The sequence below is a fragment of the Peribacillus muralis genome (assembly GCF_001645685.2).
Taxonomy (GTDB): domain Bacteria; phylum Bacillota; class Bacilli; order Bacillales; family DSM-1321; genus Peribacillus; species Peribacillus muralis_A.
The window spans coordinates 4768772-4783955 of record NZ_CP017080.1; the positions used below are offsets into that span (position 1 = coordinate 4768772).

The following is a 15184-nucleotide window of genomic DNA, read 5'->3' on the forward strand; positions in this document are numbered from 1 at the left end:
TCGTCGACTCTCTCCAATTCGCTCAGCCTCCGCTTACAGGTGGAATGAAGGCCACTGTATCACCATCTGAAAGAATCGTGTTATCATCGGCGAATTCTTCATTGACCGCCGTCATCACTGTTTCGAGGCCTCCCAATTGATATTCCGCCTCCATTTTCCCTTTCAACTCAGCCACACTCCACCCATTTCCTTCTATGGAAATAGCCTCTTTTCCTGATTCATCTCTTAATTGGGCAAATAAGAGTACTTTAATCATGGATATCCACCTCCTTCGGTTTTCCGGTTGGATATGAAACGGTTTCCAACTGATTCCCGATCCACGTCTCCCCATCTTCCCAATGTTCCTTTTTCCAGATCGGGACAATTTCTTTAATTCTTTCAATTGCATACCGATTTGCCTCATATGCATCATTTCGATGCGGCGTACTAACGGCAATGACGACAGCAATATCCGTAATGTCCAGTTTACCTACACGATGGGTGATCGCCGTTTCCGCTTCAGGCCACCGAACCTTGATTTCCGCTCCGATTTGCGCTAATTTCTTGATTGCCATCGGTTCATATGCCTCGTAAACCAAGAATAGCGTTTTTTTCCCCTTGGTCAATTCCCGCACCGTCCCAATAAAGGTCGTGATGGCCCCTGCATTTCGTTTAACTACTTTATCAATCACATCCTGGATGACGATCGGCTCTTTTGATAGGTTATAATTCATGTCCACCATCCTTTATATGCAATCCCTTTTGGTTAATATGGATTGCTTCTTGATAGTCTTCCATCGTATTCATATTGAAGAATAGATGCTGGAAATATTCAGGATCATCATGATATAGCTTGAAGTCATTTTCTTTTATGATTTTCACCGCAAGCTTGTCCAAAAAATGGCTCATTTTTAATTCCTGTCTCATTAAACACTCCGCCAGAACAGGAAGGCAGCTTTTATGATAAACAGCAAAGAGAGGCTGAATCCTCCCATTTATCTCTGGAATGACTGCATCGAACGCAGGCTGATAATTGCCGATTATCTCATTGATGGCCGCTGCACTGACAAAGGGCATGTCACAGGCTGTAAGGAAGTGCAGGTTCGTTTTTGAGGCGGTCAGCCCCGCATGCAATCCGCCAAGGGGCCCATGATCTTTATGTAAATCAGCAACTAACGGAAGTTGTAAAAAGCGATAATCATCAAATGTATTCGTAATGATCAAAACGTCTTGGGACACTTTTGCCAGCTCGGATGCCACTCTTGAAATGTTCACCTCGTCACCTATCCTCAATAAAGCCTTATTTACACCCATTCGGCTTGATTTCCCGCCAGCTAGAAGCAACATCGTCGATTCCATCAGATCTCCTCCCTTTTTCGGTTTAATCGAGCATGCATCGGTAATGCTATAACTACTATGTATTCCAAAATTCCTTCTTCGTATGTAAATAGTTTAAAGCAACTTCGTTAATAATGACACCATATATTAAATCGGTCACCTCCTGTAATCCGTGTTTCCGAATAACGAATTGCTGCAGCACATCAAATGATCCGCTTCTGAAAAATGCCCATAAGCCCCAGCGTATAGATGAAACAACAACGTTTTACATAAAATAAATTTTGGTATATTCTAAAAATAGGATATTACCTGGTATGATGATAATATCGATAATTAATTCTCCCGAGGAGGTCACATAATGACTATGAAAAGAGCTATGACAGTTGCTGGATCTGACTCCAGCGGCGGAGCAGGTCTTCAAGCTGATTTAAAGACATTTCAAGAATTCGGCGTTTACGGTATGTCCGCTTTAACGACAATCGTGTCGATGGACCCTAAGAATGGCTGGTCCCATAACGTATTTCCTACACCAGTGGAGGTTTTGGAGGCCCAAATCGAAACGATTCTATCAATCGGCATTGATGCCATGAAAACGGGAATGCTCGGATCGGTGGAAATCATTGAACTGGTTGCCCGTAAAATAGACGAATTGAAATTGGACAAAGTCGTAATCGACCCAGTTATGGTATGTAAAGGTGAAGATGAAGTATTGCATCCAGAAACAGCTGTAGCTCTGCGTGATTTACTTGTCCCACGTGCAACGGTGGTTACCCCTAACCTTTTCGAAGCTGCTCAGTTGGCAGGAACGGCACCTATCAAGACGATTGATGATATGAAGGCTGCAGCCGAAAAGATTCATGCACTAGGAGCAAAATATGTCTTGATCAAGGGTGGAAATAAGCTTGATTTTGATAAAGCCATCGACCTTTTATATGATGGAAAAGAATTCGAGATCCTTGAATCCGAGAAAATCGAAACAACCAATACGCATGGCGCCGGATGTTCATCTTCTGCGGCCATCACAGCGCAATTGGCTGAAGGAAAAAGCCCGCGTGAGGCTATCCATATCGCAAAAGATTTCATTACCGAAGCGGTTCGCCATTCCTGGAAGATGAATGACTATGTAGGTCCCGTCAATCATGGTGCATACCATAAATACGGAATTGCCCAAAACACTCAAAAATAAAACATCAACTTTATTGGCCGCTCCAATTCATCGAGCGGCCTTTTTCGCTTTTTTTGATTTTATTTAGTAAAATGGGAAGAAGGAAAAGCTTATCTAACCGCCCAGTTAAGGAGGAAATTATAGAATGAAACCTATAGACCGTACAGAGGTGCAAAATGCTATCGATTCTTTCGCCGGACAAGATGTATATCTTCACCTGGAAACGACAAATGGTGCCTATGCCACTCATGTAGATGAAGCTTTCTTTTCGGCAGGTGCTTATATTCGTAATGCTTTTATACAATATGAGCATGGCAAGATCGTTGGGGACGGCCCCTATCGAATCGGCTTGAAGCTCAATATCGGCTGGGTATATGCAGAAGGCGTAAACCACTTCGAAGTGGATGATCAAGGAAGATTGCTAGTGGCAGGCCTTGATTTCTCCGGAAAGCTTGCCGTCTCCATGCAGCTCAGTCCCACACCCTTTGAATAATCCTGGCATACCTTTAATTCCGATAATAATTCCCACTTATCTTTAACCATACTCAATGTAAGTAAACGGAAGGAGAAATATACCTTGGAAAAAGAACGTCATGTTTTAGTCATTTTCCCACATCCCGATGATGAAGCCTTCTCGGTTTCCGGTACGGTTGCCATCCATAGAGAAGCGGGCACACCTGTTACCTATTTATGTTTAACACTAGGAGAAATGGGACGTAATCTAGGAAATCCGCCATTCGCAACAAGAGAATCGCTCCCCAAAATCCGGAAAAAGGAATTGATCGATGCAGCAAATGCGATTGGCATTGAAGACTTACGCATGCTCGGCTTGCGTGATAAGACGATCGAATTCGAGGATGATGAAAAGCTGACATCCATATTCACCGCTGCCATCAATGAATTGAATCCATCATTGATCATTACGTTTTACCCAGGATACAGCGTCCATCCAGACCATGAAGCGACAGCAAGGGCCGTGGTTCGTGCCGTGGAAAGAATCGAGGAAAAGGAACGTCCAAAACTTCATTGTGTCGCATTCTCCAATAACTGCATTCAGGAATTAGGGCAACCTGACATCATCCATGATATTACTGCGGTCGAAGAGAAAAAAGTTGCCGCCGTTACGGCTCACCGTTCCCAAACCGAAGCAATGGTGCTTGATTGGAAGGAAAAGTTCGAAAATCAGGATGCCGATTTCCTTGAGTGGATCCGCAAGGAACGCTTATGGACCTATAAATTTTAACGCAACCGCCAATTAGGCGGTTTTTTTTTGATTTTGGCATAAAAAAAAACGCCTGTGATATACAGGCGGAGAAAAGGGGGATACTTTGGAAAATCAATCATATAACAAGCATTCCCCCATTTTAAGATTTTATACAGATAATACAAGATTTAAGCGGACATGCGCTCTTCCGGTTGCATTTTCTTTCTCATCGAAGCTTTTTTACCATGCACCAAGAAATAAATTCCGATAAGAATGAAAGAAAAAATCGACATGCCTATGAATAACCCTTTGAATCCGGTAAATGGAATTAGGAATCCCAATAGGAACGGGCCAACCCCAATCCCAAAATCATACATGGTGAAAAACGTCGACGTCGCCAATCCCATCCGGTTTGATGGAGATTCCTTGATGGAAATCGCTTGGCAGCTTGATTGGAACGTACCATATCCCACACCGATAAAGGCTCCGGCTATCAGGAGCGTGATACCATGATGCGATTGGCTGAGGATGACCATACCGACGGCGTAAAAAATCAACGCCGGATAAATCACCGCATTTTCCCCCTTCACATCAAACATCCGTCCTGTAAAAGGCCGAGACGCCAAAAGGAATACCGCAAATACGACGAAGAAAAAGCTCGCCGCATCCATCAAATTCATTTCCTTTGCAAACGATGTCAAATAAGACAAGATGCTCGAGTAAGTAAATCCGGCAAATCCGATGAAAATGGCTATTGGCAGGGCACTTTTTTCAAAGTAATCACTGATCTTAAAGCCTTTTCGTGATGAAGCTTTGCCCTTTTCCCCTTCTGGCACTTTCATGAATAATGACGCAACCAAAGCAAAGGCGGCAAACACAGAGGCAGCATAGAAGATGATTGAATAACTAAAATGCTGGGTGATGAGCAAACCGATAAACGGTCCGAATGCCATGGCCAAGTTTGTACTCATCGCAAAATAACCTGTCCCCTCCCCGCGCCTTTCATTCGGGATGATATCTGCAGCAATCGTTCCGGTTGCAGTCGTCGCAAGACCAAAAGCAAAACCGTGAATAAGCCGATCGATCAATAAAAGAAACAAATCATTGACCATGAAATAGCCAATCGAGGCTAACAAAAATAAAATCAAGGAACCAAAAAGCATTTTTCTGCGGCCGATCTGGTCAATTTTCTTCCCGGCAATCGGTCTGACAAGTACAGCCCCAAGAACAAAGATACTTGAAGCAAGTCCCGCCTGCGCCTGTGACGCATGAAAATGATCGATCGTGTAAATGGTCAACGTCACCATCAATACATAAAATGTTAAAAAGAGAAAAAAGTTCGCAGACGATACAATCAAAAAATCTTTCGTCCACAACTTCGGTTTGTGATTCATCTAAACTCCTTCTTCCTTACGATTGTTTTAATTTTTCCTTCAAGAAAATCAAGGTTCGTTGCGTGACCTCAAAATCCTCTTCGGCCAAACCGCTCATTAATTGGTGCTCAAAATCCTCCACCACTCTTTTGGCCTCTTGGAAAGTCCGGACACCTGACTCCGTTAACTGAATTCTCCGTTCACGCTTATCTTTCCCGGGGACTTGCTCGATTAACTCGCGCTCCTCCAAACGATTCACCGTCCGTGTCACCGTCGGCTTCTCCACATCGAGATAGCTGCATATTTCCACAAGCGTTGAACAACCATATTGATTCAAATAATAAACAATCAACCACTGAGAATGAAAAAGATCAACCTTGGCCAACTGCTCATTTAACTTTTTTGTAAATGTCCTGGAAAATTGTAAATTATGATGAAAAAAACCATTGTGAAAGGACATAGATATTCCCCCTGTAAAATAGTTACCTAGGTAACTATACAATATTTCTTTACTTATGTCCAGACCTTGGAAGAAGAATTCGAGCCTTGAACATTTCTTTACAGCAGATTTGTGGTGAGATACTGATGAATTAGTTTGGGTGGTGGTTTTCGGGCTTTTACTCGCGAATTTGGCAACTTTACTCGCCAGTTTCGGGCTTTTACTCGCCAATTCGGTAACTTTACTCGCTAATTTCACGACTTTACTCGCCAATTCGGCCTTTACACTTTCTTTCACGACTTTTTGCAGCAGCAAAGGCCCTCGCTTTTAGGCAAGGGCTTAAGGGCATTGCGATAAAATTGGTGTAGTTATGCATCCATCCATTAGCGGAACATGATTGCTTTACGGCATATTTCCTTTTAACCGGGATAGGGGCAGCCGGTATAGCTTATCATCTTTTTCATCAGGATTACCTCGTCCATCCGTATTGTTGCTAATAAAGTAAAGGAATTCTTCATCTACGTACACGTCGCGAATCCGCCCGGCATTTGTGAAGATATCAGCCATTTCTCGGCTCTGAATATCATACTGCTTAAGCGATTCACCTCTTAAGGCTGCGATGTATAGCTTCCCATCAAAATGGGCCAGTCCGGAAGGGGCCCACGTGTTTTCGCCTGAGTGGGTCAAAGGTTTAATCATATCCGGTTTTTGCTGATCACCTTCAATTTCTGGCCAGCCATAGTTTTTGCCTGGATCGATTTCATTTATTTCATCATGAGCGGAGTCGCCGTGCTCACTTTCGTATAACGTCCCGGCATCATCCCAGGCCAGTCCTTGCGGATTGCGATGGCCGTATGAATAGACGTAAGAATTACCGAAAGGATTATCTTTCGGAATCGTGCCGTCTAGGTTCATGCGCAATATCTTTCCGCCTAATGAATCAATCTTTTGAGCGATTTCCGGTTTTTTTGCATCCCCTGTCGTTGCGTATAACGAACCATCGGGACCAAGCTTGAGGCGGCCGCCATGATGGAAGTCACCGCTTGGTATTCCATCGATTAACGTTTCACGCTCCCGCCATCCATCATCGACCTTTTGCAATGAGACGATCCGGTTGATGGATTTCCCGCTGCCTCCTTCGTATGTATAATAGGCATAAGCCCGCCTGCTTTCGGAAAAGTCCGGCGTTAATGCAAACCCAAGCAACCCGGCTTCGGCTTTTGAAGACAATGTCTTCTTAAGCTCGACCGGTTGGCGTGTCAGCTTGCCCTTGTCCCATTCCACGATGGACCCTGTCCGCTCTGAAACATACATCGTGTCCCCATCCTTCTGAATCGACCATGGAGAATGCAGATTCGTCACCAGTACCTTCGGATCACCTAAAGCCCCCGCCACTTCTTTATCAGGCTTTGGCCCGGTTTTACTGTCCTCTTCTTTACCGTTACAACCAGTCAAAATCAATGCAGCCATAAGGAAAAATAGAAGCCATCGTTTCAAACGCCGTTCCCCCTTTGTTCAAAAGTTTAATAGGCTGACTGCTTGAGTACCTTCAAAATTGCCTGCGCTACACCTGATTCATCATTCTTGCCTGTCACTTCATCACACAGTTCCTGAATATCGAGCGGGGCATTTCCCATCGCAACCGCCAAGCCTACCCGTTCAAACATGGATACATCATTATAATTATCACCGATAGCCATCGTTTCCTGCATGGAGCCGGATTTTCCCTTCACATATGCTTCGAGCGCCGTACCTTTTTGGGCTTCCGTACTCATGATTTCGACATTTTCACGACCTGATGAGGTGACGGTGACTCCACCTTGCCCGTTCAATTTTGAAGCAACTTGATTCAATAAATTTAAATCTTTTGAGAAGCTGAGGATTTTATAATATTCCACATTCGAAAGGCTGAATAACTCGGAATAGTCGGAGATCGAAGTTACCTGGCCAAGCTGCAATCGCTCCTCTGCGAATTTCCTCATTCTCTCGGCATCCATCTCGGGATTGGCTGTTACGAATATGTCCACCAAAACGGAGATCGATTTTTCATAATCCTTGGAATAAATCCCCTGGCTCGTATAAATTTCGAAATAAATACCTTGTTCCTCAAGGAATTCAGCCACCATTTTTGCAGTGGCAGCAGACATTGGATTCGAAGCGGCGATCTTTCCGTCCTCGGTAAACAAAGCTGCCCCATTTACAGAGATGACAGGGCAATCGATATTCGCTTCATCTAAAGCGAACCTTGCCTCGACGTATGATCTCCCAGTGGCGATGATCACTTCCACACCTTCTCTTTGCGCCCTCTGGATCGCCTCTTTATTTTCTTCACTCACCTCTTGCATTTTGTTTAGTAATGTTCCGTCCATGTCAATCGCAATCGTCTTTATCAATTTAACCGGCTCCTTTTTTACAAGTTAATCCCTATTTTAACCGAAAGAGCGTGGATAAACACGTTTTACAAACTTACAGCGAATATTGATCAACAAAAAACAAATAAACTGCACCCGTTCGGAGAGGTGCAGTTCTTTTTTCTAATGCAGGATCGTTTGGCTGTCAATTGCCTGAGCCCATTCAATGATTTGTTCATGGATGTCCCTTCGAATATCGTCAATCGCTGTAAAGTCCATAGCGTTTACGTAAATTTTTTCAAGCTCGTCGTGCAGCTCTTTTGCTTTGGCCAGGCAAGTTGTCGCTTCATTCATCTTCTCCCTGTACCTGGAGGAAACATCCTTGATCTGATCGGCATAGATTTCATCGGTTCCCGGCAGGATCGCCGTTTTATATATATCGATGATTTCATCACCCTCGCAGCTCGGGAAATATTCATGAGGTGCTGTGCTGTCGAAAATCGCGATTCCTACCTCCCTGACGATGACCATATCCAGGCTATGCGGATCGAAGCCACAATGATACACTTCGACATCGAAGCCTCTTTGCTCCGCAGCTTTAGCAATCTTTTTCAGCATCGTCGATTTGCCCGAACCAGGACGCCCCTTTAAAAAATAGCGTTTTTGCACGCCCTCCGTAATATTCGGAATGAAATCGACCGCTCCTTTTGGTGTGGCAGCACCTAAAAAGCGATGACGAACATCCGCCTTCTTATTAAGGACGATATCTCGATAAAAGCCTTCTATCAGTTTATTGGTCAGTCCATTCAATTTAGCGAAGTCGATGTTTGCCTTATAAATGTCCTCCCACTCATCATGTATTTTCAATGCTTCAGCAAATAGGGCATATGCCCTCTCGAAGCTCTTGCTTCTCGCATTCGTCAGTCTTATGATGGACGCTCTTTCCGAAGCGAGCTGCTGTGAATTCCAGGCTGCACCCAAATTGACATATTCCTCGACTGCCCCTGGTGCCTTCGGTTCAATTACATGAGGAGCGGTCCCATCCACAAGTCCGATTTTCAAAGCCGGTATGATGACACCATCGATGGAATCATTATCGGAAGAACAATGTAAATACTCGATATCATAGTTTTTATCCAGCCATTCCTGGCCGATTTTTTTCATAATCGTCGATTTGCCCGAACCAGGTCCGCCTTTTAAGATGAATAATCTTTCCAAGCCTGCCAAATTCGAATCATATAAACTATAAAAACCTTTGGCGGTATTGCCGCCGGCGAAATAGTGCATCACTTTTCCCGTCACTTTCACACTCTCCCTCACAATAAAAATGTGATCTTCGAGACAGCGTATGCAGGAAAAAACAAATAGGTGAATGCCTATTTAATAAGGGCAACAGACTCCGCTTGCGTGATTTCAAGGAAATCTGCCGGATTCAGGATGATTTGGGTGCCGATCCTCCCGGCGCTTACGATGATTTCCGGCAGGTTTGATGCACTTTCATCGATGAAGGTCGGGTATTGCTTTTTCATGCCGATTGGTGAACAGCCTCCCCGTATGTATCCAGTATTTTTTTGAAGGTCCTTGACGGCGAGCATTTCCATTTTTTTTGCCCCAGCCGCCTTGGCCGCTTTTTTCATATCCAGTTCAGTCGCTACTGGAATGACAAAAACATAAAGCTGCTGCGGGCCGCTATGGGTAACGAGCGTTTTGAACACGCTTTCAGGATCTCTTCCAATTTTTTCGGCGACCGTAATTCCATCGATTTTTCCATCACGTGCATCATAACTCATCATTCCATATTCGATTGACTGGTTATCAAGAATTCGCATTGCATTCGTTTTACTTGCTCCCATTAGAAATTCTCCTTATCTTTTTTTCCATCTTACCAAAAACAAAAGCACAGTGCTTATGCATCTGTGCCTTTCCCTCACGTTCATTCCAAATGGCGTCTTTGAAATTCAGCAATACGGCTGTAGTCAGCCTCCAATTGCCTGCTCACGGATAAATAGATCGACATCAGCTCTTCGTAAACTTTAACGTTAGCCTCGATCGGGACAAGCTCATCCGTATCGCCTATCATCCCTTCCACTTCATCGAGGCTTTCGATTTCTCCTAAAGCATAAAGACCAAGCACGGCTGCCCCTAAGCTAGAACTTTCAAAGCTTTCAGGGATCGTCACGTTCTGATTGAATACATCAGCCATGATTTGACGCCACAGCTTCGAGCGGACAAACCCGCCACTTGCATGGATCTTCTCGGGTGCGCCAGCCAGTTCCCTTACAGCAAGGAGGACACTATAGAGGTTATACATCACGCCTTCGAGTACCGCCCGGACCATATGATCACGTGTATGGTGAAGGGCCAGTCCAAAGAAGGATCCCCTTGCATCGGCACTCCATAATGGTGCACGCTCCCCAGCCATATACGGATGGAAAATGAGTCCATCCGAACCAGGTGCAATAGCCGAGGCCATATCAGTCAGTATTTCATACGAGTCCAGTCCCGAAGCCTTCGCTTTTTCGATTTCCACACGCCCAAATTGATCCCTCGCCCAGCGGAAGGTGATGCCCCCATTATTGACCGGCCCGCCGATCACCCAATGATTCTCAGTAAGAGCGTAACAGAAGGTCCTGCCTTTTGGATCTGTAAGCGGTCGTTCACTTACGGTCCTCACTGCACCGCTCGTGCCGATCGTGACTGCCAGGACTCCCGGCTTGATGGCATTTTGACCTAAGTTGGCAAGTACGCCATCACTCGCACCGATCACAAACGGGGTACCTTCATGAATGTTCATGGCTGCGGCCAATTCCGGACTTAAGCCAGAAAGGACCTGTGTTGTCGGGACAAGCGTCGGCAGCTTGTCCGCACCAATTCCGGCAACCACAAGTGCCTCTTCGTCCCACTTCAACTCATTCAAGTTGAACATACCCGTTGCGGAGGCGAGCGAGTGATCCATCACATACTCATTGAAAAATTTATAGAAGATATATTCTTTGATTCCGATGAATTTGTCTGTAACATCAAAAATCTCCGGATGCTCGTTTTTTAACCACATGATTTTCGTGATTGGTGACATCGGGTGAATGGGGGTTCCCGTACGATGATACAACTGCATCCCCTGTTCCGAGGCCTTCAATCGCTCTGCATAGGCAACACTTCGGTTATCCGCCCATGTAATGCTATTCGTCAGCGGCCTACCGTCCTTATCCATGGCGATCAAGCTATGCATCGCTGAACTGAATGATATGAAGCCCAGTTCATCCTTGTCTATTTCACTTGCTATCATCACTTCGGCTATCGCCATGATGACCGCTTTATATATTTCGTCCGGGTCTTGTTCAGCTACGGACGGGGTAGGGCTATGAAGGGGATAGCCTTTCGAACATGATCGGACGACCTCCCCCCCTTTTGAAAAAAGAACGACCTTCGTACTTGTCGTGCCAATATCTATTCCCATCATATAACCTGCCATACTAACATCATGCTCCTTCCTCTTAAACCGTTGAATTCAATAGTAAGAACGGAATCTATGGAAACGATTGCTATGATCGTCCACAACCATTATGTTTTTCATTTATGAAATATCCTCCATCTAGTACCAGTAATTTCATCTTAACATACTGCAGATGGACGGGCATTACGGACCCAATATCCTTGCCTGGAAGAGACGATGAATGATTCCCTCACCGCTTTACTAGAGTATCCATAACTATCATTTTTTAGAGGCGGCTTGCTATTCCAATGAAAAAAAGAGCATCGAATTGGTTCATGCTGAACTGAACCCGATGCTCCATCTATTCTTCACCAACAAGGAGCGGGCCTGCTTGACGTTTGATTTCTTCTTCCAGATGTATAGGATAAGCAAGAAGGAAGCAGGTGGACGGGCCGGATGATTTTTCGATATCGACTATATTGCTTATGTATGCGGGAACACCTTCCCCACTTCGGTCCAGTTGTCTCCATTCATAGGCTATTCCTTTTGATCCGACCGGAAGCGCCTCTACTCCTTCAAGCTCACAAAGACTTTTATACAAGGATAAAGGTGCAACCCACTCTTGCTGTTTCAGCACGTCCTCGCCGACGAGCGGCCTGCCGATGAGAGAGATTTTTCGCGGGTGGTTTTGTTGCTTTTCCCGGCCATTCCTTCGCTTGCCAATGACGATGAGACCAAGGGCGGATTGAAGGAGCGGCATGTTCGTTTCCGTGCTTCCCGTAATCGGAAAATCCATCGCCAATTCGGCCAAACCTTGCTTGACACCCCTGCTCAAGCCCTCCCAGGCTTCATCGCCGCAAAAATTATGGAGTACGACCGATAACGGATTTCCGCCGACACTTAAGCACTCCATGACGGCCACCCTGAAGGAGTAATAGCCGACGATTTCATATGGAACCCGGACAAAATCGTTTTCCTTCAGTCCAATTCCACCACTATTGTCACTTGAAATTATTAACGATTCCGATTCGGAAATTGGCAAAACCAAGGAATCTCTCATGATATCGATCCATCTTTAAGTATAGATTTTCTCAAGATAGGCTCCAAGCGGGGCAGCAAAAGGGCCGCCAAGGCAATATTCATTGCCGATGCGGCAGTTAACCCCGGGACTATCAGCACGTAAAATCCAGGACTGACCAGAAACACAAACGGCAGGCCCAAAATGAAGGAATTACCGATGAAAAAGAGGAAATATGCGGACAGTTTTTTTCCTTGTATGAATAAAACGCCAAACATCCAAACAATCACTGCCATTTCAGCCATGATCAAAAAGTGAAACGGGCCCAATGGCAGGCCGCCGATGACCGCTGAAATGATATGTCCAAGTCCCGCTACGATCGCTCCTGATACCGGGCCGAGGATGACCGCCGCCATTAGGGCGGGAAAACTGTCCAAGGCAATACTGCCGATCGGGGAAGGGACTTTGATTATTGCCCCTACAGCTGATATGGCAAGGAATATAGCGATCACACTGATTCTTCTTACGTCCATGTTACTCTTTTTCCTTTCTTTTCCCTCCACGGAATACATTTGCACTGCGGATGTATTCCACATCTTTCACACCTAGCCGGAAGTTGATCACACGTGCAACCGCAAAGAAGTAATCAGATAAGCGGTTTAAATATTGAAGCGATAAAGGTGAGACGGCTGCGCCCGACTTGATCAAGGAAACGACCAATCGTTCCGCCCTTCTTGTAACCGTACGGGCGATGTGGATGGTTGCTGCCGCTTTCGATCCGCCTGGCAAAATGAATTTTTCCAATTCCGGCGCTTCGACGATGAACGCGTCAATCCGTTCTTCCAAATACGTAATGGCCTCATCCGTCAGCTTTTGCGGCGCCTTCTCGGATACCGTCGCCAAATCACCGCCACAGTCAAATAACTCATGCTGGATTTTCTCGAGATCTGCTAGTACATCGGCAAATAGCGCTTCGTCCAATTCAGCCACCGCAAGGCCGATATAGCTATTCACCTCATCGACCGTTCCATACGATTCGACCCGGATATCATTCTTATCAAGGCGCCCTCCGATAACACTCGTTTGTCCTTTATCTCCTGTACGTGTATAGATTTTCATTCCAATTGCCTCCTCTATTTTATTCGCTGGTTCACTCCATACCAGATAATATCCACGCGGCTGGATAAGGCTGCCACATCTTGATAAACCCAGCCGCAGGCATCACGCCAGCGACGATCGCTTGCTTCCATCGGTACGATTCCTTTGGATAGATCCGAACCGATTATGATGCAGCTGCGTTCATCGCTTCCCTTTTCCCATATTCGCCAGCCGGCGATGATTTCCTGCCATTTTTCGCGAATTGCATCTGCCGCCATCTTTTTGGCATCCGCCTGAATCCAGCCATCCAAGCCTTGCAAAACGACGGTCTTGCCTTGGAAATCCTTTCGCCTTGGCTGTTCTTCTTGATAACCGGAAAGCCAAAGGACCTCGCTCTCCAGATCATACACCCGCTTTACCCATTTAGATTTGCCGTTATAGGCACCGCCTGTAACAAAGTGCATCGCTCGCCCCTCCTTAAACTGTTCCTGTCCTTCCAAATCAGCTCATAGCCCATGCCGTGGGATATGCCCCAATCGAAAAAAGCCTTTTCCACCGGGGCAAAGCGGACCAATAAATCCCGGATCACCCCGCCATGGGTCATTAAAACATAGCGGTCTTCCTCATCGGCAATCCATTCATTCCAGCCAATTCGGACACGGTCCGAAAATTCCCGATAGCCTTCCCCTCCAGGCACGATCGCCTCCATGGGGTTTTCCAGCCAATCCATGTATTTGCCATCGCTCTTCAATTCATCGTATGTCTTCCCTTCCCAATGACCGAAATTCATTTCACGGAAGGAGCGGTCTTTGACAAGTACAGCCTCCGGAAACAGCAGCCTTGCCGTTTCCACACAACGAGGTAAATCACTCGTATGGATTTTTTCGTACATGGGGTAAGAACCCCTTAAAGCCTGAATTCGCTTCTCTCCTTCTGCACTTAAAGGTGAATCGCTCCAGCCTAGATAAGCCCTTCGCTCGTTGGCTATTGTCAGCCCATGGCGAAGTAATGTAATAGCCACAGTATCAGCCATAACCAAAGCTCAACTCCTTCCACCGATGCACCCAGTACATCGCCGGTTATCCCGCCGAACCAGCTGGTGATTTTACGTTTGAGATAAAGCAGGAAAAGTAGCGCTGCCAAGCACATGCTGGCATATAGAACGAGAAGTTTAACATCGATGACCAAGGCAATGGCCAAGCTCGCAAGAAGATACAGCCCGTATATAGGCAAACTGCTCTTCTTTACCGCCTGTTGAAAAAAAGCGCCGAGCCCTTCTTCTTTAGCAAGCGGCATCCGGATCAGTAAATAGCCCATCACGCATTTGCTCAAGAGCGGCAGAGCGATGATCAAGAAGGCTGTCCATTCATTGAACCGTTCGACAATTTCATAGATGAAAAGAAATCTCGCGGCCAACAGGACGATGACGGAGATGACCCCGAAAGCACCCGTTCGCGAATCCTTCATAATTTCCAATCGGCGCTCTTTATCCTGATAGGAAAAAAAAGCATCACTGGCATCGATCCAGCCATCGAGGTGCAGGCCGCCCGTTAACGCAATCGTCAAAACCCAAAGGAAAAAGGCAATCGCAAGCGATGAAAACGGCGTCCACTCCACTAGCACATATAAGGCTCCGCCCATGATCAGACCAAGCAATAGGCCAACCAACGGAAAGGTTTGAATGGCACGATGCATATATTTCCTTTCCATCGGAAGCTGCTTTTTGATTGGAAAAACCGTAAAAAACTGCAGGTTAATTAAAAATCCGATCCATACGTTCATGCCT

At 45.7% G+C, this 15184-nt stretch carries 19 protein-coding genes; 3 read left to right on the forward strand and 16 right to left on the reverse strand.

Going from position 1 to position 15184, the window contains the following annotated elements:
• Positions 1 to 22: 22 nt before the first annotated feature.
• The 3 genes from moaD to mobA are packed head-to-tail and all read right to left on the reverse strand — an operon-like array spanning position 23 to position 1338.
• Entirely contained in the window at positions 23 to 256 is a 234-nt protein-coding gene (gene moaD / locus ABE28_RS23150) for a molybdopterin converting factor subunit 1 (protein ID WP_064467062.1), read from the reverse strand.
• Complete coding sequence (locus tag ABE28_RS23155) at positions 249 to 713, reverse strand: molybdenum cofactor biosynthesis protein MoaE (RefSeq protein ID WP_064467061.1); 465 nt, start codon at positions 711 to 713, stop codon at positions 249 to 251. The genes moaD and ABE28_RS23155 overlap by 8 nt, the downstream gene beginning before the upstream one ends.
• Positions 703 to 1338, reverse strand: a complete 636-nt coding sequence (gene mobA / locus ABE28_RS23160) for a molybdenum cofactor guanylyltransferase (RefSeq protein ID WP_064467060.1) — start codon at positions 1336 to 1338, stop codon at positions 703 to 705. Before mobA ends, ABE28_RS23155 begins: the two co-directional genes overlap by 11 nt.
• 337 nt (positions 1339 to 1675) lie before the next feature.
• On the opposite strand from mobA, the gene pdxK reads away from it, so the two are divergent.
• The 3 genes from pdxK to bshB2 all read left to right on the forward strand — a co-directional run bounded on the left by pdxK (position 1676) and on the right by bshB2 (position 3725).
• Positions 1676 to 2503 carry a pyridoxine/pyridoxal/pyridoxamine kinase gene (gene pdxK / locus ABE28_RS23165; RefSeq protein ID WP_180319973.1) on the forward strand — a complete coding sequence of 276 codons (828 nt, stop codon included), beginning with the start codon at positions 1676 to 1678 and terminating at the stop codon, positions 2501 to 2503.
• 124 nt (positions 2504 to 2627) lie between these two features.
• The gene (locus tag ABE28_RS23170; RefSeq protein ID WP_064467059.1) at positions 2628 to 2975 is read left to right on the forward strand and encodes a YojF family protein; all 348 of its coding nucleotides are present in this window, start codon (positions 2628 to 2630) and stop codon (positions 2973 to 2975) included.
• An 84-nt stretch (positions 2976 to 3059) separates the two neighbouring features.
• Positions 3060 to 3725 carry a bacillithiol biosynthesis deacetylase BshB2 gene (gene bshB2 / locus ABE28_RS23175; protein WP_064467058.1) on the forward strand — a complete coding sequence of 222 codons (666 nt, stop codon included), beginning with the start codon at positions 3060 to 3062 and terminating at the stop codon, positions 3723 to 3725.
• 149 nt (positions 3726 to 3874) lie between these two features.
• Here bshB2 and ABE28_RS23180 read toward each other — a convergent pair whose 3' ends face one another.
• The 13 genes from ABE28_RS23180 to cobS all read right to left on the reverse strand — a co-directional run bounded on the left by ABE28_RS23180 (position 3875) and on the right by cobS (position 15180).
• Positions 3875 to 5080, reverse strand: coding sequence for an MFS transporter (locus ABE28_RS23180; RefSeq protein ID WP_064467057.1), 1206 nt, complete (start codon positions 5078 to 5080; stop codon positions 3875 to 3877).
• Between the two features lie 16 nt (positions 5081 to 5096).
• Positions 5097 to 5813, reverse strand: coding sequence for a MarR family winged helix-turn-helix transcriptional regulator (locus tag ABE28_RS25365; RefSeq protein ID WP_156775894.1), 717 nt, complete (start codon positions 5811 to 5813; stop codon positions 5097 to 5099).
• Positions 5814 to 5900: 87 nt separating this feature from the next.
• Complete coding sequence (locus ABE28_RS23190) at positions 5901 to 6995, reverse strand: PQQ-dependent sugar dehydrogenase (protein ID WP_064467055.1); 1095 nt, start codon at positions 6993 to 6995, stop codon at positions 5901 to 5903.
• 26 nt (positions 6996 to 7021) lie between these two features.
• Complete coding sequence (locus ABE28_RS23195; protein WP_064467054.1) at positions 7022 to 7891, reverse strand: Cof-type HAD-IIB family hydrolase; 870 nt, start codon at positions 7889 to 7891, stop codon at positions 7022 to 7024.
• Positions 7892 to 8032: 141 nt separating this feature from the next.
• The gene (locus ABE28_RS23200; RefSeq protein WP_064467053.1) at positions 8033 to 9151 is read right to left on the reverse strand and encodes a PRK06851 family protein; all 1119 of its coding nucleotides are present in this window, start codon (positions 9149 to 9151) and stop codon (positions 8033 to 8035) included.
• A 74-nt stretch (positions 9152 to 9225) separates the two neighbouring features.
• Positions 9226 to 9702, reverse strand: coding sequence for a Cys-tRNA(Pro) deacylase (gene ybaK / locus ABE28_RS23205; RefSeq protein WP_064467052.1), 477 nt, complete (start codon positions 9700 to 9702; stop codon positions 9226 to 9228).
• An 80-nt stretch (positions 9703 to 9782) separates the two neighbouring features.
• The gene (gntK, locus tag ABE28_RS23210) at positions 9783 to 11321 is read right to left on the reverse strand and encodes a gluconokinase (protein WP_064467051.1); all 1539 of its coding nucleotides are present in this window, start codon (positions 11319 to 11321) and stop codon (positions 9783 to 9785) included.
• Positions 11322 to 11643: 322 nt separating this feature from the next.
• The gene (locus tag ABE28_RS23215) at positions 11644 to 12342 is read right to left on the reverse strand and encodes a hypothetical protein (RefSeq protein WP_064467050.1); all 699 of its coding nucleotides are present in this window, start codon (positions 12340 to 12342) and stop codon (positions 11644 to 11646) included.
• Positions 12339 to 12833 (reverse strand): ECF transporter S component, encoded by a 495-nt coding sequence (locus tag ABE28_RS23220; RefSeq protein WP_064467049.1) that lies wholly within the window; start codon positions 12831 to 12833, stop codon positions 12339 to 12341. Before ABE28_RS23220 ends, ABE28_RS23215 begins: the two co-directional genes overlap by 4 nt.
• Position 12834: 1 nt before the next feature.
• Positions 12835 to 13419, reverse strand: coding sequence for a cob(I)yrinic acid a,c-diamide adenosyltransferase (locus ABE28_RS23225; RefSeq protein ID WP_064467048.1), 585 nt, complete (start codon positions 13417 to 13419; stop codon positions 12835 to 12837).
• Between the two features lie 14 nt (positions 13420 to 13433).
• Positions 13434 to 13862 (reverse strand): bifunctional adenosylcobinamide kinase/adenosylcobinamide-phosphate guanylyltransferase, encoded by a 429-nt coding sequence (locus tag ABE28_RS23230; protein ID WP_064467047.1) that lies wholly within the window; start codon positions 13860 to 13862, stop codon positions 13434 to 13436.
• On the reverse strand, positions 13814 to 14431 hold the full coding sequence (locus ABE28_RS23235) for a histidine phosphatase family protein (protein ID WP_064467046.1): 618 nt from the start codon (positions 14429 to 14431) through the stop codon (positions 13814 to 13816). Before ABE28_RS23235 ends, ABE28_RS23230 begins: the two co-directional genes overlap by 49 nt.
• A complete protein-coding gene (cobS, locus tag ABE28_RS23240) occupies positions 14389 to 15180 on the reverse strand; it encodes an adenosylcobinamide-GDP ribazoletransferase (RefSeq protein WP_064467045.1) in 792 nt (263 codons plus the stop codon). Before cobS ends, ABE28_RS23235 begins: the two co-directional genes overlap by 43 nt.
• Between the last annotated feature and the right edge of the window lie 4 nt (positions 15181 to 15184).

Coding starts and splice junctions, on each gene's coding strand:
- ABE28_RS23170 (WP_064467059.1), top strand. CDS start 2,628: ATGAAACCTATAGACCGTACAGAGGTGCAAAATGCTATCGATTCTTTC.
- ybaK (WP_064467052.1), bottom strand. CDS start 9,702: ATGGGAGCAAGTAAAACGAATGCAATGCGAATTCTTGATAACCAGTCA.
- ABE28_RS23235 (WP_064467046.1), bottom strand. CDS start 14,431: ATGGCTGATACTGTGGCTATTACATTACTTCGCCATGGGCTGACAATA.
- moaD (WP_064467062.1), bottom strand. CDS start 256: ATGATTAAAGTACTCTTATTTGCCCAATTAAGAGATGAATCAGGAAAA.
- cobS (WP_064467045.1), bottom strand. CDS start 15,180: ATGAACGTATGGATCGGATTTTTAATTAACCTGCAGTTTTTTACGGTT.
- ABE28_RS23220 (WP_064467049.1), bottom strand. CDS start 12,833: ATGGACGTAAGAAGAATCAGTGTGATCGCTATATTCCTTGCCATATCA.
- ABE28_RS23225 (WP_064467048.1), bottom strand. CDS start 13,419: ATGAAAATCTATACACGTACAGGAGATAAAGGACAAACGAGTGTTATC.
- ABE28_RS23215 (WP_064467050.1), bottom strand. CDS start 12,342: ATGAGAGATTCCTTGGTTTTGCCAATTTCCGAATCGGAATCGTTAATA.
- gntK (WP_064467051.1), bottom strand. CDS start 11,321: ATGGCAGGTTATATGATGGGAATAGATATTGGCACGACAAGTACGAAG.
- pdxK (WP_180319973.1), top strand. CDS start 1,676: ATGACTATGAAAAGAGCTATGACAGTTGCTGGATCTGACTCCAGCGGC.
- ABE28_RS23180 (WP_064467057.1), bottom strand. CDS start 5,080: ATGAATCACAAACCGAAGTTGTGGACGAAAGATTTTTTGATTGTATCG.
- ABE28_RS23155 (WP_064467061.1), bottom strand. CDS start 713: ATGAATTATAACCTATCAAAAGAGCCGATCGTCATCCAGGATGTGATT.
- ABE28_RS23230 (WP_064467047.1), bottom strand. CDS start 13,862: ATGCACTTTGTTACAGGCGGTGCCTATAACGGCAAATCTAAATGGGTA.
- mobA (WP_064467060.1), bottom strand. CDS start 1,338: ATGGAATCGACGATGTTGCTTCTAGCTGGCGGGAAATCAAGCCGAATG.